18 protein-coding genes are annotated in these 17,537 nt (G+C 65.6%); 14 read left to right on the plus strand and 4 right to left on the minus strand.

Translation table 11 applies throughout. The features are described from left to right. The first annotated feature begins 50 nt into the window (after positions 1-50). A complete protein-coding gene (cysS, locus tag CDV49_RS07025; protein WP_088214841.1) occupies positions 51-1,421 on the plus strand; it encodes a cysteine--tRNA ligase in 1,371 nt (456 codons plus the stop codon). Between the two features lie 4 nt (positions 1,422-1,425). Here cysS and CDV49_RS07030 read toward each other — a convergent pair whose 3' ends face one another. The 3 genes from CDV49_RS07030 to miaA form a co-directional block, all read right to left on the minus strand. Next, on the minus strand, positions 1,426-1,956 hold the full coding sequence (locus CDV49_RS07030; protein ID WP_088214842.1) for a GNAT family N-acetyltransferase: 531 nt from the start codon (positions 1,954-1,956) through the stop codon (positions 1,426-1,428). Between the two features lie 5 nt (positions 1,957-1,961). Next, positions 1,962-2,753: a helix-turn-helix transcriptional regulator gene (locus tag CDV49_RS07035; RefSeq protein WP_088214843.1), complete on the minus strand. Its 792-nt coding sequence runs from the start codon at positions 2,751-2,753 to the stop codon at positions 1,962-1,964. A gap of 99 nt (positions 2,754-2,852) precedes the next feature. Further along, positions 2,853-3,725, minus strand: a complete 873-nt coding sequence (gene miaA, locus CDV49_RS07040) for a tRNA (adenosine(37)-N6)-dimethylallyltransferase MiaA (RefSeq protein ID WP_088214844.1) — start codon at positions 3,723-3,725, stop codon at positions 2,853-2,855. A 117-nt stretch (positions 3,726-3,842) separates the two neighbouring features. Between miaA and pyrH the strand changes: the two genes are divergently transcribed. The 12 genes from pyrH (at position 3,843) to lpxB (ending at position 15,940) form a co-directional block, all read left to right on the plus strand. Further along, the gene (gene pyrH / locus CDV49_RS07045) at positions 3,843-4,580 is read left to right on the plus strand and encodes a UMP kinase (RefSeq protein WP_088214845.1); all 738 of its coding nucleotides are present in this window, start codon (positions 3,843-3,845) and stop codon (positions 4,578-4,580) included. 158 nt (positions 4,581-4,738) lie between these two features. Then, complete coding sequence (gene frr, locus CDV49_RS07050) at positions 4,739-5,299, plus strand: ribosome recycling factor (RefSeq protein ID WP_035712864.1); 561 nt, start codon at positions 4,739-4,741, stop codon at positions 5,297-5,299. Between the two features lie 17 nt (positions 5,300-5,316). After that, positions 5,317-6,063, plus strand: a complete 747-nt coding sequence (uppS, locus tag CDV49_RS07055; protein ID WP_088214846.1) for a polyprenyl diphosphate synthase — start codon at positions 5,317-5,319, stop codon at positions 6,061-6,063. Then, complete coding sequence (locus tag CDV49_RS07060) at positions 6,063-6,857, plus strand: phosphatidate cytidylyltransferase (RefSeq protein ID WP_088214847.1); 795 nt, start codon at positions 6,063-6,065, stop codon at positions 6,855-6,857. Before uppS ends, CDV49_RS07060 begins: the two co-directional genes overlap by 1 nt. Next, the gene (gene dxr / locus CDV49_RS07065; RefSeq protein WP_088214848.1) at positions 6,858-8,042 is read left to right on the plus strand and encodes a 1-deoxy-D-xylulose-5-phosphate reductoisomerase; all 1,185 of its coding nucleotides are present in this window, start codon (positions 6,858-6,860) and stop codon (positions 8,040-8,042) included. 3 nt (positions 8,043-8,045) lie between these two features. After that, positions 8,046-9,386 (plus strand): RIP metalloprotease RseP, encoded by a 1,341-nt coding sequence (gene rseP / locus CDV49_RS07070; RefSeq protein WP_088214849.1) that lies wholly within the window; start codon positions 8,046-8,048, stop codon positions 9,384-9,386. Between the two features lie 131 nt (positions 9,387-9,517). Then, the gene (bamA, locus tag CDV49_RS07075; RefSeq protein ID WP_088214850.1) at positions 9,518-11,935 is read left to right on the plus strand and encodes an outer membrane protein assembly factor BamA; all 2,418 of its coding nucleotides are present in this window, start codon (positions 9,518-9,520) and stop codon (positions 11,933-11,935) included. A gap of 6 nt (positions 11,936-11,941) precedes the next feature. Then, positions 11,942-12,571 (plus strand): OmpH family outer membrane protein, encoded by a 630-nt coding sequence (locus tag CDV49_RS07080; protein WP_088214851.1) that lies wholly within the window; start codon positions 11,942-11,944, stop codon positions 12,569-12,571. 63 nt (positions 12,572-12,634) lie between these two features. Then, positions 12,635-13,159 (plus strand): 3-hydroxyacyl-ACP dehydratase FabZ, encoded by a 525-nt coding sequence (fabZ, locus tag CDV49_RS07085; protein ID WP_084695201.1) that lies wholly within the window; start codon positions 12,635-12,637, stop codon positions 13,157-13,159. Next, complete coding sequence (gene lpxA, locus CDV49_RS07090; protein ID WP_088214852.1) at positions 13,156-13,953, plus strand: acyl-ACP--UDP-N-acetylglucosamine O-acyltransferase; 798 nt, start codon at positions 13,156-13,158, stop codon at positions 13,951-13,953. Before fabZ ends, lpxA begins: the two co-directional genes overlap by 4 nt. Further along, complete coding sequence (locus tag CDV49_RS07095) at positions 13,950-14,768, plus strand: LpxI family protein (protein WP_088214853.1); 819 nt, start codon at positions 13,950-13,952, stop codon at positions 14,766-14,768. The genes lpxA and CDV49_RS07095 overlap by 4 nt, the downstream gene beginning before the upstream one ends. Beyond that, positions 14,765-15,940, plus strand: coding sequence for a lipid-A-disaccharide synthase (lpxB, locus tag CDV49_RS07100; protein WP_088214854.1), 1,176 nt, complete (start codon positions 14,765-14,767; stop codon positions 15,938-15,940). The genes CDV49_RS07095 and lpxB overlap by 4 nt, the downstream gene beginning before the upstream one ends. Positions 15,941-15,969: 29 nt before the next feature. Here the strand turns inward: lpxB and mnmA are convergent, their stop codons facing one another. Then, positions 15,970-17,109, minus strand: a complete 1,140-nt coding sequence (gene mnmA / locus CDV49_RS07105) for a tRNA 2-thiouridine(34) synthase MnmA (RefSeq protein ID WP_088214855.1) — start codon at positions 17,107-17,109, stop codon at positions 15,970-15,972. 132 nt (positions 17,110-17,241) lie between these two features. Between mnmA and sciP the strand changes: the two genes are divergently transcribed. Continuing rightward, the gene (gene sciP, locus CDV49_RS07110; protein WP_088214856.1) at positions 17,242-17,529 is read left to right on the plus strand and encodes a CtrA inhibitor SciP; all 288 of its coding nucleotides are present in this window, start codon (positions 17,242-17,244) and stop codon (positions 17,527-17,529) included. Positions 17,530-17,537 lie beyond the last annotated feature (8 nt).

Below are 17,537 nucleotides of genomic sequence, written 5' to 3' on the forward strand. Positions count from 1 at the left end.
TTGCATCGACGGTGAAATCCGGCTAACTGCGCGCGGCGCCGGAGGATATGATGGTCGAGATTTCACTGCACAACACGCTGACCCGGCGGCGCGAGGTTTTCGCGCCGCTCGATCCCGAAGATGTGCGGATGTATGTCTGCGGACCGACCGTCTATGACCGCGCCCATCTGGGCAATGGCCGCCCCGTCGTGGTGTTCGACACGCTCTTCCGGCTGCTGCGGCATGTTTATGGGCCGGACCACGTGACCTACGTCCGCAACTTCACCGATGTGGATGACAAGATCAACGCGCGTGCTCAGGCGGAAGGTGTCCCGATCGGGCGCATCACCGAAGAGACGATCGCCTGGTATCATGCCGACATGGACGCACTCGGCGCGCTCCGCCCGACGGCGGAGCCGCGCGCAACGGAGCATATCGGCTCCATGATCGCCATGATCGCCTCGCTCATCGCACGTGGACACGCCTATGAAGCGGAGGGCCATGTGCTGTTCGACGTGCGGAGCTTTGCCGATTATGGGCGGCTTTCGGGCCGGTCGGTGGATGACATGATCGCCGGGGCGCGCGTGGAAGTGGCGCCCTACAAACGCGATCCGATGGATTTCGTGCTCTGGAAGCCCTCGACGCCGGATCTGCCCGGTTGGGACAGCCCCTGGGGCCGGGGCCGTCCCGGATGGCACATCGAATGCTCCGCGATGAGCTTTGAGCTGCTGGGGCCGAGTTTCGACATTCATGGCGGCGGGATCGACCTGCAGTTTCCGCATCATGAGAACGAGATCGCGCAGAGCTGCTGCGCCCATCCGGAGGGCAGTTTCGCGCGCTACTGGCTGCATAACGAGATGCTTCAGGTGGAAGGGAAGAAGATGTCGAAATCCCTCGGCAACTTCTTCACCGTGCGCGACCTTCTGGAACAGGGTTGGCCGGGCGAGGTGATCCGTTTCGTCTATCTCGGAACCCATTACGGTAAACCGATGGACTGGACCGCGGAGAAGGCGGAGCAGGCGCGGGCGACGCTGGCGCGTTGGCGTGCGCTGACACGGGGGGTGTCCCCCGCGGCGGAACCGGCGCCGGCCCTTCTGGCCGCGCTTGGCGACGATCTGAACACGGCGGGTGCGATCGCGGTTCTCCACGGATTGGCGAATTCCGGGGATGCGGCGGCGCTGAAGGCTTCGGCCGCGCTGCTGGGTCTGCTCGACGATGAGCACGACTGGACGCAGCGGGAGGTGGCTCCACAGGTCGCGGCGCGGATTGATGCGCTGCTTCTGGAGCGAGCTGCGGCGCGGAAGGCGCGGGATTTCGCCCGCGCCGATGCGCTGCGCGACGGGTTTCAGCGGGCCGGGCTCATCGTTCGCGACACGCCGCAGGGCGCGGAATGGGACGCGGGGCCGGATTTCGACCCAGCCGAGATACTGCGCCTGGAATGACCGCTCAGCCGGGCGGCGTCTGATCGCCCGGCCCCAGCGCCCGCTGCATCAGCACGGAGTCGAGCCAGCGACCGTGCTTGAACCCGATGGAGTGAAAGGTCCCCGTGAGGGTAAAGCCGAATCGCCGGTGCAGCGCGATGGACCCTGCGTTGCCGCTGTCGCCGATGACCGCGATCATCTGCCGCCACGGGCCCTTTTCGCAGTCCGCGATGAGGCGGGAAAGCAGGGCGCTGCCAACGCCCCGCCCCGCCAGATCCGGCGCGACATAGATCGAATCCTCAACCGTGTAGCGATAGGCGGGGCGGGGCCGGTAAGTTCCGGCATAGGCGTAGCCCAGCACACCGTCTACCCCTTCCGCCACCAGATGCGGCAGGCCGAGCGTCAGGACACTCTCCCGCCGCCGGGCCATCTCAGGCAGGTCCGGGGGTGTTTCCTCAAAGCTCGCGACGCCATGCAGGACATGGTGGGCATAGATGCGCTGGATCGCGCAAAGGTCGTCTTCCTCCGACGGGCGGATAAGCAGATCGTCTGTCATCGTTGTCAGCCATTCCGGCGGAAGGACGCCGGGGATTTTCCTGTGCGCTGGTGAAAGGCGCGGGTGAAGTAGGCGGGGGAACTGAAGCCGAGCGCCCGCGCGACTTCTACGACCGGCAAATGCTGTTCGGCAAGCAATCGGCGCGCCTCCACGATCAGCCTGTCCTGCAGCAGCGTATGCGCGGAGCGCCCCGCGGCCGCGTAGCAGGCCCGCGACAGATGACCCGTCGTCACGCCGAGATCATGCGCAAAATCCACCACGTCGCGCCGGGCATAAGGCATGCGGTCCAGAAGTTGCACGTAGCGCGCCACGAGCTGCTTCTCCGGGTCGTCGCCACTCTCCCCCCGGCGGAGCGCCTGCCGCTCCATCCAGACGCAGATCAGGCCGAGCCAGCACTGCGCCGCCTGCTCCCGGCCGGGGCGCAGACCATCCAGTTCGCGGGTGAGGTGATCGATGAGCTGGTTCAGCTCAAGCTGTACGGGTGTTTCGCGCGCGCGGATATGCAGCGGCTCGAAGGGCAGCGGGAGGCCGTGGTTGCGTCCGAAGAAGACCGCGGAGCCGAAAACCTGGGGGTGCGCTTCAAAGCCGTGCATTGTCTCCGCAGGCAAAAAGATCGCGTTATGAGGGCCGTAGCCGCGAATCTCTCCGCCCGCCGACAAACGCCCCTGACCGCGGGTGAACCAGTAGAGCACCGGCTCTCCCCATGACCGTCGCGCCTCCGTATGCCACTTGCCCGCCTGCACGATGCGGGAGATGGGGGCGACGCGGAGAGTGGGAAGCACGGGCAGACTGTTCATCGGCGCTCCTTCTGTGCCACCGATCTTACTCAGCCCGCGCATCTTACAAAGCGGCTTCGCGCGCTACTGTCGTCAAGGTTGTCCTGCGTTGCGCCGCCGCTACGGTTGCGGGAGGCGGTGCCATCCGCCCATTCGACGTCGGAACCAGGTCCGCTGCCGCTTCGCATATTGGCGGGTCGCGGCCTTGGCCAGTTCCATCGCCGCGTCGAGGGACATTTCTCCATTGAGATGGGCCAGCAGTTCGGGCGCGCCGATCGCGCGGGAGGAGGGGCGCGCCGGATCCCAATGCGGAAGCTCCGCCCTAACCTCTTCCAGCGCACCCGCATCGATCATACGGTCGAAGCGCCTGTCGATCCGCTCGGCCAGCCAGTTCCGCTCCGCATCGAGATGGAGCAGAGTTGCCGCGCCGCGCGGAAGGAGGGGCGGGCCGGTTTCCGCCTGCCATGCGGCGATGCCGCGCCCCGTGGCGCGCAGAACCTCCCAGGCCCGCTGCACCCTGGCCCGATTGCGCAGGTCGATCTTCGCCGCGGTTTCCGGGTCTAGCTGCCCGATCAGCCGCTCCAGCGACAGGCCGTCTGCCTCCTCCCGAACCGCGCCGGGGGTCGGGGGAATTTCGGCGAGCCCTTCCGTCAGCGCGGTGAGATACAAGCCCGTGCCGCCGACGATGATCGGGCGGGCACTGCCCCGCAGCAGAGGCGCCACATCCCGCAGCCAGTGACCCACCGAATAGTCCGCCTCGCGAGCGACATGGCCGTAGAGAAGGTGGGGAATCCCTGTCTTCTCTGCCTCGCTCGGACGCGCCGTGAGGACGCGCCAGTTGGCGTAAACCTGCAAGGCATCGGCATTGACGATGACACCGCCGAAGTCCTGCGCCAGTTCAATCGCCAACGCTGACTTGCCCGAGGCCGTGCAGCCGGCGATAAGGATCGGCCTGTCGTCAATTATATCAGAGTATTGTAGGTACTTGTTCATGCAATTTATCAGAAATGAGGGGTTTTTGCCTGCCGATGCGCTTCTGCGTTGAACCTTCCGGGCTTTTGAGACATTTTCCCCACTCGGGGAATAGTAGAAGTCGAAAGGAACCGCCGCATGAGCGATGCGCCGAACCCGTCGTCACAGGTCAAGTACAAGCGCGTCCTGCTCAAGATCTCCGGCGAGGCCCTGATGGGCGATCAGGGATATGGGCTTCACCCTCCGACGGTCGCGCGGATCGCCGCAGAGGTGAAGACCGTCCATGATCTCGGTGTCGAGATATGCATGGTCATCGGCGGGGGCAATATCTTCCGCGGCCTCCAGGGTTCCGCCCAGGGCATGGAGCGGACGACGGCGGATTACATGGGTATGCTCGCCACGGTGATGAACGCGCTCGCCATGCAGGCCGCGCTGGAGGCGCTCCACATCCACACCCGTGTCATCTCCGCCATTCCGATGGATCAGGTCTGCGAGCCCTATATCCGCCGCCGCGCCGTCCGACATCTGGAGAAGAAGCGCGTCTGCATCTTCGCCGCAGGCACCGGCAACCCGTTCTTCACGACGGATACGGCAGGCGCTCTCCGCGCCGTGGAGATGAGCTGCGAGGCGATCTTCAAGGGAACGAAGGTGGACGGCATCTACGACAAGGATCCGAAGAAGTTTGATGATGCAAAGCGTTATGATACAATTACCTACGACGAAGCGCTCATCAAGAATCTGAAGGTCATGGATGCCTCTGCGCTTGCTCTTGCCCGCGACAATGACCTGCCGATCATCGTGTTCTCGCTGGACGAGCCGGGCGGTTTTGTCGGCATTCTCCGGGGCGAGGGGCGGTCCACGCTGGTACACGGCTGACGACGCCGCCGATGGTGTGGTAGCGCGGTATTCCCGCCGCGTCCGCCGCGGCAATCTTCTCCGCGATCTTCTCTGTGCAATTCGCCTCGTTATCGCTATACCGGGCCAAAATGGCTGCGTCTTGAGCGGCGCGGCACGGAACTGGAGACCAACTTATCATGGCGGATGACATCACCGAAATCGATCTTGCGGATCTGGAGCGGCGCATGGATGGCGCCATGGCCTCGCTGCGCACCGAATTCGCCTCTCTTCGCACCGGGCGGGCCTCGGCCACCATCGTGGAACCGATCCAGGTCGATGCCTACGGATCGATGACGCCGGTCAACCAGCTTGGCACCGTCAACGTGCCGGAGCCGCGCATGATCACCATCAACGTCTGGGACAAGGGTCTCGTCTCCAAGGTGGAGCGGGCGATCCGCGATTCCGGTCTGGGTATCAATCCGGTTGTGGACGGCACGATCATCCGGCTGCCGATCCCGGAACTGAACGAAGAGCGCCGCCGTGATCTGACCCGCGTCGCCGCGCAATATGCCGAACATGCGCGCGTCGCGATCCGCAACGTTCGCCGGGACGGCATGGACCAGATCAAGAAGGCCAAGGGCATGTCCGAGGACGACCAGAAGATGTGGTCGGACGAGGTGCAGGACCTGACCGACAAGTCCATTGCCGCGGTGGACAAGGCTCTGGAGAGCAAGCAGCAAGAGATCATGCAGGTCTGATCGATCTGAGAAGGCCAATGCCGAGCCATTCCGGGGACAGGATCGTGGCGGAAAGACCCAGCACAGACGCGCTTCACGTGGCGATCATCATGGATGGCAACGGCCGATGGGCCGTGCGCAAGGGCTGGCCCCGGCTTATGGGGCACCGCCGCGGCGCAGAGCGGGTGAAGGAGATCGTGGCGGCCTGTCCCGATCTCGGCATCCGTTACCTCACCGTGTATGCCTTCTCCACGGAGAACTGGAAACGATCCACGGAGGAGGTGCTGGGCCTTATGTCCATCTTCTCCCGCTATATTGAGAACGAGGCCGAGCGCATGAACGCGGGCGGTGTGCGCCTGCGGTTCATCGGCGACCGCTCGCGGCTGGACAGGCGGCTTCAGCGGCTCATGGCCCGGATCGAGGAACATACCTCGACCAATGACCGGCTCCATCTGACCGTTGCGATCAACTACGGCGGCCGCAACGAGCTGGCCCGTGCCACGCGGAAGGTGGCGGAGAAGGTCGCCCGCGGCGAAATCCGGGCGGAGGATGTCACGGAAGCCACCCTTGAGGGGGAGCTGGACACGGCTTTCCTTCCCGAGCCGGACCTTGTCATCCGCACCAGCGGGGAGACGCGGGTTTCCAATTTCCTGCTCTGGCAGGCGGCCTATGCCGAATACGAGTTCACCCCCACGCTCTGGCCCGACTTCACACCGCAGGAGCTGGGCTGCATCCTTGACCGCTATTCGCTGCGTGAGCGGCGGTTCGGCGCGCAGGCGGTCTGATGGCGGCGCAGTTCCAGGATCTCGCGCCCCGGTTCATCTCGGGTGCGGTTCTCGCCCTCATCGGGCTGATCGCCATGTGGGTCGGCGGCTGGGTGTTCCTGATACTCGTGACGGTGCTGATCGGCCTGATGGTCTGGGAGCTGCAGCGCATCTGCACGCTTCCCGAAACCACGCCGGTCGGCGTTCTGCTGGCCGTGCTCGCCGCGCTCGCGGTGTTCCTGTGGGGGGTGTTGCCGATCGGTTTCGTACTGCCCTTTGCGCTGCTTCCCGCGATGCTCGGTATCGGGAACCTGCCACGGAACCGGACGATCTTCGCGGTCTATTCCTCCTTCATGATCGTCGCCGGTTTCGGGCTTCTGCATCTTCGGCAGGATTATGGCTTCGTCTGGATGTCATGGCTCGTGCTGGTGGTCGTGGGAACGGATGTCTTCGGCTACTTTGCCGGTCGCATCATCGGCGGGCCGAAGTTCTGGCCGAAGGTCAGCCCGAAAAAGACATGGTCCGGTACGCTCGCGGGCTGGGCCGCCGCTGCGGGAATAGGTGCGATCTACGTGCTGGCAACCGGCGCGCGGTGGGAGCTGGTGGGCGTTTCCATCGCGATTTCAATGGCCTCCCAGCTTGGCGATGTCGCGGAAAGCGCGGTCAAGCGGCGGATGGGGGTGAAGGATGCCTCCAACATCATCCCCGGCCACGGCGGGGTCATGGATCGGTTCGACGCCATGCTCGGTGCCTCGGTATTCCTCATGCTGGTGGAGCGGCTGGCGGATTTCAACCTGATCGTCTGGGGCCTCTGAATGCGGCGCGTCACGGTCTTTGGCTCGACCGGGTCGATCGGGGAGAGCACGCTCGATCTGCTGTCGCGGGAACAGGATGTGCAGGCGGTGGCCCTGACCGGCGGGCGGAACGTTGCACGGCTGGCCGAACAGGCCCGCGCCTTGCGCGCCGAGCTTGCGGTGACTGCCTTCGAGGAGTGCCTTCCCGATCTCCGGGCCGCGCTGGACGGCTCGGGCATTGAGGCTGCGGCGGGAAGCGCTGCGCTGCTGGAGGCGGCGGATCGCCCCGCGGACTGGGTGATGTCGGCCATTGTAGGAGCCGCGGGGCTGGCGCCGGGGCTGCGTGCCCTCGGGCAGGGCAGGGTGCTGGCGCTGGCGAACAAGGAGAGCCTCGTTTCCGCCGGTCCGCTGTTGCTGGGCAAAGCAGCGCGTCACGGAGCGACAGTCCTGCCGGTGGACAGCGAGCATTCCGCGATTTTTCAGGCGCTCCGCGGTGAGGACCCCGCGACGGTGGAGCGGGTCGTCATCACCGCCTCTGGCGGGCCATTCCGAACCTGGAGCCATGAGGCGCTCGCCCGCGCCACCCCGGCGGAGGCCGGCCGCCATCCCAACTGGGACATGGGACAACGCATAACGATCGACAGCGCATCGCTTTTCAACAAGGCGATGGAAATCATTGAAACCCGCGAGTTCTTTGGATTTTCTCCCGCGCAGATCGAGGTTGTGGTTCACCCGCAATCCGCCGTGCACGCATTGGTCGGTTTCATCGACGGTGCGCTTATGGCGCATCTCGGCGCGCCCGACATGCGCCATGCCATCGGCCATGCGATGCACTGGCCGGAGCGGCGACCGCTGCCGGTGGAGCGGCTCGATCTGGCACGGCTCGGGCGGCTGGACTTCGAGGCGCCGGATGAGGTCCGGTTCCCCGCGCTCCGTCTCGCACGCGAAGTGATGGGGGCGGGCGGCCTTGCGGGCGCGGTGTTCACGGCTGCCAAGGAAACCGCTCTCGATCATTTCATCGCGGGGCGGATCGGTTTTCTCGACATGGCGGGCGTGGTGGAGGAAAGTCTGACGCGCCTCGCCGCTCGGCCGGACTTCGGGCGGCCCGCCGACGATCTGGACGCCGTTCTGGCGATGGACGATCTCGCGCGCCGCACGGCGGGAGAGATCGCGGCGATGCGCGGCCTGACCACGACGGGAGCTTGAGGCTTGGAGACTATCGGACTGATCCCCTCCTTCGGGAGCTTCGCGGCGACGATCATCGCCTTCGTCGTGGCGCTGTCGATCATCGTCGCCGTGCATGAATACGGCCATTACATCGTCGGTCGCTGGACGGGGATCAAGGCGGACGTGTTTTCGCTGGGATTCGGTCCTGTGCTGTTTTCCCGCGTGGACAGGCACGGCACACGCTGGCAGGTCGCGGCGCTGCCGCTCGGCGGCTACGTGAAGTTTCGCGGTGATGCCGACGCCGCTTCCGCCGGGGTGGATCAAGCCGCTCTCGCCGGGTTGAGTTCTCAGGAACGCCGGGCCACGATGCATGGTGCCCCGCTCTGGGCACGGGCGATGACGGTCGCTGCCGGGCCGGTGTTCAACTTCGTGCTCTCCATCGCGATCTTCGCCGGGTTCTTCATGATCCAGGGCATCGCGGCGGAGCAGCCGGTCGTGGGCCAGCTGCGCAACCTGCCGGGGCCAAGCCAGCAGATCCGCGAGGGCGACGTTATCCTCTCGGTGGGGGGCGTTCGGACGCCGGATACCTCGGCCTTCGTGCTGGCCGCGGACTCGCTGCAACCTGCGGAACGGGTGGCCTACCTCGTCCGTCGCGGGGGCGAGGAGACGACGGTGCAGGGGCCGTTTCCCTTTCCGCCCGTGGTGGACGGGGTGCAGCCGCAATCCGCCGCCGATGCTGCAGGATTGCAGCCGGGCGACGTGATCGTTTCGGTGAACGGCATGCAGATCAATGCCTTCCGGCAGCTTCGTGAAGCGGCCGGCGCCTCCGAAGGAAAGCCGATGACGCTGGGGGTCTGGCGCAACGGCGAGGTGTCGGACGTCACGCTTGCCCCGCGCAGCGCCGATCTTCCTGCGGCGGGCGGCGGGTTCGAGACGCGGTGGATGATCGGCCTGACCGGCGGCCCGGGATTCCTGCCCGACATGCGCCACCCCGGCCCGTTCGAGGCGATGAGTCTTGGTGCACAACAGACATGGTCGGTGGTCTCCACCAGCCTCTCCGGGCTCTGGCACATGCTGACCGGCGCGATCAGCTCCTGCAACCTGCGCGGCCCCATCGGAATCGCCGAGACGTCCGGCGCGGCGGCGAGCCAGGGCCTCGCCAGCTTCATCTGGTTCATCGCCGTCCTCTCTACCGCTGTCGGCATGATGAACCTCTTTCCTGTCCCGGTGCTGGATGGCGGGCATCTGGTCTTTCATGCTTGGGAGGCGGTGACGGGCCGTCCGCCTTCGGATCGGGCGCTCAGAATGCTCATGTCGGTGGGCCTCGCGATGCTGCTGACGCTCATGGTCTTCGCGCTCACCAACGACATCTTCTGTCCCTGACGGCAGGCGCCACGATCCATGGGCCTTTTCTGCCACGCGTGGCCTGCATTGGCGCGCGAGTGTTTTGACACGGACGCGCTTTCGGGCTAGTCAAAGTCAAACACAAAAAAGGGCAGAGCGGGGGCTTGCACATGGCGGAACGGAACGGGGCCCTCGGGGTGCGCCGCGATCGCTTGGGCGACCGGGCGCGAAGCGCCGCGATTTCGCTGTTTCTAGGGACGGCTGCGGCCTCGGCGCTGATGGTGCCGGTGGTCTACGCGCAGAGCTACAGCTTCTCCACCATCCGCGTGGTCGGCAACCAGTATGTCGATACGGCGACGATCTCCACCTATGCGGGGATTTCGCAGGGGCGGACGGTTTCCGCCGGGCAGCTGAACGATGCCTATCAGCGGATCATGAACTCCGGGTTGTTCGAATCCGTCGATCTGGAGCCGCAGGGTTCCACGCTGGTCGTACGGGTCACGGAATACCCGATGATCAACCGGATCGCCTTTGAGGGGAACCAGCGGATCAAGGATGAGCAGATCGCCGAAGCCGTGCAGTCCAAGGCGCGGCATGTGTACTCGCCCAGCCAGGCGGAGCAGGATGCCGCCGCGATCACCGACCTCTACCGTAACGCCGGCCGCGTCGCCGCGATTGTCGAGCCGAAGATCATCCGGCGGAGCGACAACCGCGTCGATCTCGTGTTCGAGGTTCGCGAAGGCGGCGTGGTGGAGATCGAGCGGATCAGCTTCAGCGGAAACCGTTCGTTCTCCGAAGGGCGGCTCCGGCAGGTTCTGGCCACGAAACAGGCTGGTCTGCTGCGGCGGCTCATCTCGTCCGACAGCTATGTCGAAGACCGGGTGGAGTTCGACAAGCAGCTTCTGACCGACTTCTACCGCTCGCGGGGCTTTGCCGATTTTCAGGTTCTCTCCGCGACATCCGAATTCTCCCGCGACCGGAACGCCTTCTTCCTGAACTTCAACTTGCGTGAGGGGCCGCGCTACACCGTGGGCCGCGTCTCCGTAGGCACCGATCTCCCCGATATCTCCGTGCCGGAGTTTCAGGAAGCGCTGCGCATGTCGTCGGGCGGCTACTACAACCCGACGGAGATCGACGCGAACATCACCCGGCTGGAACGGCTCGCGCTGCAGAAGGGCATGAACTTCGTCCGGGTGGAGCCGCGGCTGACCCGCGATCCGCAGAACGGCATCCTGAATGTCGAGTTCTTCGTGAACCGCGGCCCGCGCGTGTTCGTCGAGCGGATCGACATCGAGGGCAACCAGACCACGCTCGACCGGGTGGTCCGGCGGCAGTTCCGGGTGGTGGAAGGCGATCCCTACAACCCGCGCGAGATCCGCCAGACGGCGGAGCGTATCCGGGCGCTCGGGTATTTCTCCGACGTGCAGGCGAACGCACGGCCGGGCAGCACGCCCGAGCAGGTTATCGTCGATGTGGACGTGGTTGAGCAACCGACCGGCTCCCTCTCCTTCGGCGTGAGCTATGGGGTGGATTCCGGGGCGGGCTTCTCCGTCGGGCTTTCGGAGTCGAACTTCCTCGGCCGCGGGCAGACGGTCGCGCTGAACCTCAGCTCTGGAACGGAGGATACCAACACCTCCTTCACCTTCATCGAGCCGTTCTTCCTCGACCGCGATCTGCGGCTGCGGTTCAATCTCTATTACAACCGCGGCTCCACCTCGAACCGGATCCACTACAACACCCAGCGCGCCGGTATCGTGCCGTCGATCGAGTTCCCGATCAGCGAGCAGGGCCGGCTGGAACTGCGCTACCGTCTCTCGCGCGACAAGCTGACCAACGTGCCTTACGGCGATCCGGCGGCGAACGGCGATCCGACGATCAACAACACCGGCTCCTCCATGATCCTCCATCGGGAGGAGGAGGAGGGCGCGCTTATCACCAGCGCGGTCGGCTATACCTACAAGTTCGACAACCGCACCACCGGCCTGACGCCGAACCGCGGCGTCTATTTCCAGTTCGGGCAGGATTTCCTCGGCGTCGGCGGCGATGTGAAGGCGATCACGACCACAGCGCTGCTCGGTGCGGAAATGAAGGTCATGAACGAGGATGTCACGCTCCGCGCAGAGGTGGAGGGCGGCAACATCCACATGCTCAGCGGGCAGGACAGCCGGGTGACGGATCGTTTCTTCCTGCGCGGCAAGATGCGTGGCTTCGAATCCTCCGGCCTCGGCCCCCGTGACCTCAGCGTATCGAACGAGGACGCGCTTGGCGGGAACATCTTCGCCGTCGCCCGCCTGGAGGCGGAATTCCCGCTTGGCCTGCCGCAGGAATACGGCATCTCGGGCGGGCTTTTCTGGGATGTGGGCTCGGTCTGGAGCCTCGACGATACGCAGGGCGGCCCTTATTACGGCTCCTGCCCGATCGCGAGTTGCGAGGTGGACGACAGCCTGCACTGGCGGTCCGCTGTCGGCTTCTCCGTGTTCTGGACGAGCCCGCTTGGCCCGCTGCGGTTCAACTTCTCCAAGGCGCTGGTCAAGGAGGATTACGACCGGGAGCAGAACTTCGACTTCACGGTTTCCACCCGGTTCTGACAGCAGATGCGCGCGCGACCGATCGCCTGCCTGATTTCCGCCGCTCTCTGGGGTGGCGGCGCGGCGGGGCAGGAGGCCGTGCCCGCTCCGCCGGTTCCGAATGTCTGGCCCGTGCCGCATCCGGCTGCCGCCGTCACCCCGCTTCTGACCGTCGATCAGGAGCGGCTGTTTGCCGAAAGCGCCTTCGGGAAGGCTGCGCAACGGGCGCTGGAGGATGAGTCCCGCGCGCTCGCCGCCGAGAATCGCCGGATCGAAACCGAACTGGTGGAGGAGGAGCGCGCTCTGACCGACCTCCGCAAGACGCTTCCGGCGGATGATTTTCGCAAACGCGCCCAGGCGTTTGACGAGAAGGTCGTCCGCATCCGGCAGGAGCAGGATGCGAAGTCGCGCGATCTTGGCCGCCGGACGGATGAGGACAGGAAGCGCCTTCTGCAGGCGGCCGTGCCGATCCTCGCGCAGCTTGTCGCGGAGCGCGGGGCGGTCGCGGTTCTGGATGTGCGGGCAGTCCTCATCGCTTCAAGCCAGATCGATATTACCGATGACGCGATCACCCGGCTGGACACGGTACTGGGGGAGGATTCCGGCGCGGAGGAGAGGCCGATACCTCCCGTCGAAGGTGCGCCTGGAACGCCCTGACCCCGGCTTGTCAGCGCCGGGGGGAGTTGCTAGTCAGGCACCGACAGCCCGAGGAGGTTTCCGATGCCCGACACCGAGGCCGCCGAGGCCAAAACACCCGCGCCAAAGACCCGCCCCACCATACTGGAGGGGCCTGCTCCCGATGCGGATATCCAACTGGTTCAGCGGCTGATCCCGCACCGCTATCCTTTCCTGCTCATCGACAAGGTCGTGCAGATCGAGCTCAACCGCCGCGCCGTGGGCGTGCGGAACGTGTCGATCAGCGAGCCCGTGTTTCAGGGGCATTTCCCGGGCGTCCCGGTGTTTCCGGGCGTGATGATCGTGGAGGCGCTGGCCCAGACGTCCTGCGTGCTGGTCAGCCTGACGATGGACCTGCTGGACAAGAATGCTCTGGTTTACTTCATGTCCGTCGAGCAGGCCAAATTCCGGCGCAAGGTCATCCCGGGCGATGTGATGGAACTGGAAGTCGTCGTGAAGCGCGGCGGCGGGAAGGTCTGGAAGTTCGACGGCACCGCGCGCGTCGATGGGGAAATCGCCGCGCAGGCTGAATTCACCGCGATGATCGACCTCAGCCGGGCGCCCGCATGAGTATTGCCGCCTCCGCCATCATTCATCCGAGCGCCTTTGTGGAAGAGGGCGCCGTCATCGGCCCCGATTGCCACATCGGCCCGTTCTGCACCGTGGGTGCGGAGGTGACCCTGGGCCGGGGCGTCGTGCTGAAAAGCCATGCCGTTCTCACCGGCTGGACGGAAATCGGCGACGAGACCGTCGTTTTTCCCTTCGCCTGCATCGGAGAAATTCCGCAGGATCTGAAGTTCCGCGGGGAGCGGACGCGGCTGATCGTCGGTCGGCGCAATCGCATCCGCGAAGGTGTGACGATGAACACCGGGACCACTGGCGGCGGCGGCGTGACGCGTGTCGGCGACGACAACCTGTTCATGACGGGCGCGCATATCGGCCACGATTGCGAGATCGGCCATCGCACCGTGATGGCGAATCAGGTGGCCATCGCCGGGCACTGCCATATCGGCGACGATGTCATCATCGGCGGGCTGTCCGGCGTGCATCAATGGGTTCGGGTCGGGCAGGGCGCCATCATCGGCGCGGTGACCATGGTGACAAATGACGTCATCCCCTACGGTCTGGTTCAGGGCCCGCGGGGGGAGCTTGACGGGCTGAACCTCGTCGGGTTGAAGCGGCGCGGCGTGGAGCGGGCGGAGATTTCCGCGCTCCGGTCCGCCTATCAGGTGCTTGCCTCCGGCGAAGGCGCGTTCGTGGACCGGGCGCGGAAGCTCGCCGCGGAAACGGAGAGCGATCATGTGCGGCAGGTGGTGGATTTCATCCTCGGCCAGACCGACCGCTCCTTCCTGACGCCGCGATGAGCAGGGTCGCCATCATTGCGGGCACCGGTCGTCTGCCCGCGCTCCTCGCCGATACGCTTGAGACGCGGGAGGCGGGGTTCGTCCTTGCCGGCCTGCCGGGTGTCAGCGTCGAGGGGCGGGTTGTGGAGCCGTTCCGGTTCGAGCGTCTCGTACCCTTCATGGACCGGCTGCATGAGCTCGACGTGGACCGGCTGATCTTCGCGGGCGGGCTCCGTCGTCCGAAGCTGGAACCCGATCAGTTCGACAGCCGCACGATGCAGCTCATACCCCGCGTGGCTGCCGCCATGCAGGGGGGGGACGATGCCATCCTGCGTGAGGTGCTGGCGATCTTTGAGGAGGACGGGTTTCGCGTCGTCGGCGCGGATGAGATCGCGCCCGAACTCGTGCCCGAGGCGGGCATCCTGACCGCCGCGCAACCTTCGCCTGCCGATGAACGGGACGTTGCCCGTGCGGCGGAGATCGTCCGCGCTATCGGAGCGGCGGATGTGGGACAGGGTGCCGTTGTGGCGCAGGGCCTGTGTCTCGCGGCGGAATCGCTTCCCGGAACCGATGCGATGCTCGACTGGGTTGCCGGGATGCAGGGCCTGCGGCCCGATCCGGGCGGCGCGCGGGGCGTGCTCTACAAGGCGCCGAAACCCGGACAGGAGCGGCGCATGGATCTGCCCGCCATCGGCCCGCGCACGGTGGAACGGGCGGTCGCGGCAGGGCTTGCCGGCGTGGCCTTCGAGGCCGGCGGCGTCCTTCTGATCGACCGGGAGGAGATGGTGTCCATCGCCGATACCGCCGGCCTGTTCCTCTGGGCGCGGCAGCCGTGAAAGCCTATCTCGTCGCCGGTGAGCCGTCGGGAGACAGGCTCGGCGCGGCGCTGATGGCGGGGCTGAAGGCCCTTGTCCCCGAGATCGAATTCGTTGGGGTCGGTGGTCCCGGCATGGAGGCGGAAGGGTTGGCGAGCCTCTTTCCCATGGAGGAACTCTCCGTCATGGGGCTGATGGAGGTTCTGCCCAAGTATCGCCACCTTCTTCGCCGCAAGGATCAGGTCGTGGCCGACGTTCTCCGCCATCGACCGGACGTTCTCATTACCATCGATGCGCCTGATTTCTGCCTCCGTGTCGCTGCGGGGGTGAAGGAGGTTCGTCCCGAACTGCTCACGGTGCATTACGTGGCGCCCTCCGTCTGGGCGTGGCGTCCCGGGCGGGCGAGGCGGATGGCGCGGATGATCGATCATGTCCTCGCCATCCTGCCCTTCGAGCCGCCCTACATGGAAGCCGCAGGCATGAGTTGCGATTTCGTCGGGCATCCCGTCGTGGCCGAACCGCAGGCCACGCCGGAGGAGGCATTGCGCTTCCGCCTCGCCCACGGCATCGCGCCGGAGGAGCCACTGCTCCTTGTCCTCCCCGGTTCGCGGAGGGGGGAGGTGGAGCGACTTGCCCCGGTTTTCGGTGCGACGATCGCCGCGTTGCCGGACCGCCCGCGCGTGGTGCTGCCCACCGTCCGCGGAGTCGCCGATCTTGTGGCCGAGGTAACCGCGCGCTGGCCCGTCAGGCCGTTGATCGTGCCCCCTGACGCGCCGGAAATGAAGCGGGCGGCGTTTGGTGCGGCGGACGCGGCCCTCGCCGCCTCCGGCACAGTGTCGCTGGAACTGGCGGCAGCGGATGTGCCCATGGTCATCGCGTATCGGTTCAACGCCCTCACATGGATGATGATCCGTAGGCTGGTAAAGATAGACACCGCGACTCTGGTCAATCTGGTGAGCGATACGCGCGCTGTGCCGGAGTTCATCGGCGAGAACTGCCGCCCGGAGAAAATAGCGCCTGCGCTTGCAGAACTGCTTTCCGGCGGGCCGCTCCGCGCGGTGGAGGCAGAGGCGATGGCCACAACGATGGAGCGTCTTGGCCGGGGCGGGGAGCCGCCCGGGCTGCGCGCCGCGCGATCCGTGCTCCGCGTGACGCCCGCGTTGCTGGCAGGGGCCAAGCTGACGGGGGCCTAAGCTGGCAGAAAGCCTAAGCTGACGGGGGCCTAACGACCCCGCCAGATCCAGCCGCCGCCCAGTACACGGCTGCCTTCGGGCGCATAGAACACGCAGGCTTGCCCGGGGGAGACGCCCTCTTCGGCGTTCAGCAGCTCCACTTCCGCTTCCGTCGCCGAAAGCGGGCGCAGAATCGCCTCGCGCGGCGGGCGGGTGGAGCGGACCTTTACCGCCACATGCCATTCGGCCTGCGAGGTAAAGGGCGCGTCGCCCAGCCAGTTGATCTCGCGGAGCGGCACCCGACGGGTCGCCAAGGCGGCGCGCGGTCCGATAATCACGCGACGGTTGTCCGGATCGAGCCTGATGACGTACAGCGGCTCACCCGTTCCGCCGATGCCGAGCCCGCGCCGCTGCCCGACGGTGTAATGGATGACACCGCGGTGCTCACCAAGCACATTGCCGTCAACATCCACCACCTCGCCGGGATCGGCGGCACCGGGCCGCAGCTTTTCGATCACCGCGGCATAGTTTCCGTCGGGCACGAAGCAGATGTCCTGGCTGTCGGGCTTGTCCGCCACCGGCAGGCCATAGCGCGCTGCAAGCGCCCGCGTCTCCGCCTTGGACGCCAGGTGGCCCAGCGGAAAGCGCAGGTAATCGAGCTGCTCCGCCGTCGTGGAGAACAGAAAATAGGACTGGTCGCGATTCGGATCCGCCGCGCGATGCAGTTCCGCACCCTGAAGACCCATCTTGCGTTGGATATAATGGCCGGTGGCCATGCAATCCGCGTCGAGATCCTTCGCGGTTTCCAGCAAGTCCTTGAACTTCACCCGCTCATTGCAGCGGATGCAGGGGACCGGCGTCGCACCGCCCAGATAGGCATCGGCGAATTCGTCGATGACGGCCTCCCGGAAGGTGTTCTCGTAATCCAGAACGTAATGGGGGAACCCCATTTCCTCCGCCACGCGGCGCGCATCGTGAATGTCGCGGCCCGCACAGCAGGCTCCTTTCTTCGCAAGCGCCGCGCCGTGGTCGTATAGCTGAAGCGTCACGCCCACCACGTCATACCCCTCGGTCTTGAGCTGTGCGGCCACCACGGAACTGTCAACGCCACCGGACATGGCGACGACGACGCGCGTTTCGGAAGGCGGCTTCGCAAAGCCGAGCGAGTTGACGGCAGTGTCTCTGGGCATGGCTGACCTCTGGGATTGCGCAGCAATATAGGAAAATTCGACAGACTCACAACCCATCGCTTCACCTGTCCTTAAGACCCCTACTTCTAAATGGTCAGGCCGGCAGCGACGTCGGTGGAGAGGAAGTCGAGCATGTATCTTAAAAAAGTGGGCGGACGGCGTACCGTGACCCTTCCCGATGGCACCATTCTCTCTCGCGCGGACCTGCCGCCGACCGATACCCGGCGCTGGGTTGCGAGCAGGAAGGCCCTGGTGGTGCGCGCAGTTACCTATGGGCTGCTGTCTCGGGAGGAGGCCATGGAACGCTACGCGCTTTCGGAGGAGGAGCTGGAGCTGTGGTCGAATGCGGTCGCCACCCATGGCGAAAGTGGCCTGAAAGTCACGACGATCCAGAGGTATAGACAACCTATGGTTGAATAATATCTATA

It is taken from the genome of Haematobacter genomosp. 1 (assembly GCF_002196855.1).
In the GTDB taxonomy this organism is placed as follows: domain Bacteria; phylum Pseudomonadota; class Alphaproteobacteria; order Rhodobacterales; family Rhodobacteraceae; genus Haematobacter.

Excerpts from the sequence above, each read along its gene's own strand:
- cysS (WP_088214841.1), top strand. The coding sequence starts at position 51 with ATGGTCGAGATTTCACTGCACAACACGCTGACCCGGCGGCGCGAGGTT.
- CDV49_RS07030 (WP_088214842.1), bottom strand. The coding sequence starts at position 1,956 with ATGACAGACGATCTGCTTATCCGCCCGTCGGAGGAAGACGACCTTTGC.
- CDV49_RS07035 (WP_088214843.1), bottom strand. The coding sequence starts at position 2,753 with ATGAACAGTCTGCCCGTGCTTCCCACTCTCCGCGTCGCCCCCATCTCC.
- miaA (WP_088214844.1), bottom strand. The coding sequence starts at position 3,725 with ATGAACAAGTACCTACAATACTCTGATATAATTGACGACAGGCCGATC.
- pyrH (WP_088214845.1), top strand. The coding sequence starts at position 3,843 with ATGAGCGATGCGCCGAACCCGTCGTCACAGGTCAAGTACAAGCGCGTC.
- frr (WP_035712864.1), top strand. The coding sequence starts at position 4,739 with ATGGCGGATGACATCACCGAAATCGATCTTGCGGATCTGGAGCGGCGC.
- uppS (WP_088214846.1), top strand. The coding sequence starts at position 5,317 with ATGCCGAGCCATTCCGGGGACAGGATCGTGGCGGAAAGACCCAGCACA.
- CDV49_RS07060 (WP_088214847.1), top strand. The coding sequence starts at position 6,063 with ATGGCGGCGCAGTTCCAGGATCTCGCGCCCCGGTTCATCTCGGGTGCG.
- dxr (WP_088214848.1), top strand. The coding sequence starts at position 6,858 with ATGCGGCGCGTCACGGTCTTTGGCTCGACCGGGTCGATCGGGGAGAGC.
- bamA (WP_088214850.1), top strand. The coding sequence starts at position 9,518 with ATGGCGGAACGGAACGGGGCCCTCGGGGTGCGCCGCGATCGCTTGGGC.
- CDV49_RS07080 (WP_088214851.1), top strand. The coding sequence starts at position 11,942 with ATGCGCGCGCGACCGATCGCCTGCCTGATTTCCGCCGCTCTCTGGGGT.
- fabZ (WP_084695201.1), top strand. The coding sequence starts at position 12,635 with ATGCCCGACACCGAGGCCGCCGAGGCCAAAACACCCGCGCCAAAGACC.
- lpxA (WP_088214852.1), top strand. The coding sequence starts at position 13,156 with ATGAGTATTGCCGCCTCCGCCATCATTCATCCGAGCGCCTTTGTGGAA.
- CDV49_RS07095 (WP_088214853.1), top strand. The coding sequence starts at position 13,950 with ATGAGCAGGGTCGCCATCATTGCGGGCACCGGTCGTCTGCCCGCGCTC.
- mnmA (WP_088214855.1), bottom strand. The coding sequence starts at position 17,109 with ATGCCCAGAGACACTGCCGTCAACTCGCTCGGCTTTGCGAAGCCGCCT.
- sciP (WP_088214856.1), top strand. The coding sequence starts at position 17,242 with ATGTATCTTAAAAAAGTGGGCGGACGGCGTACCGTGACCCTTCCCGAT.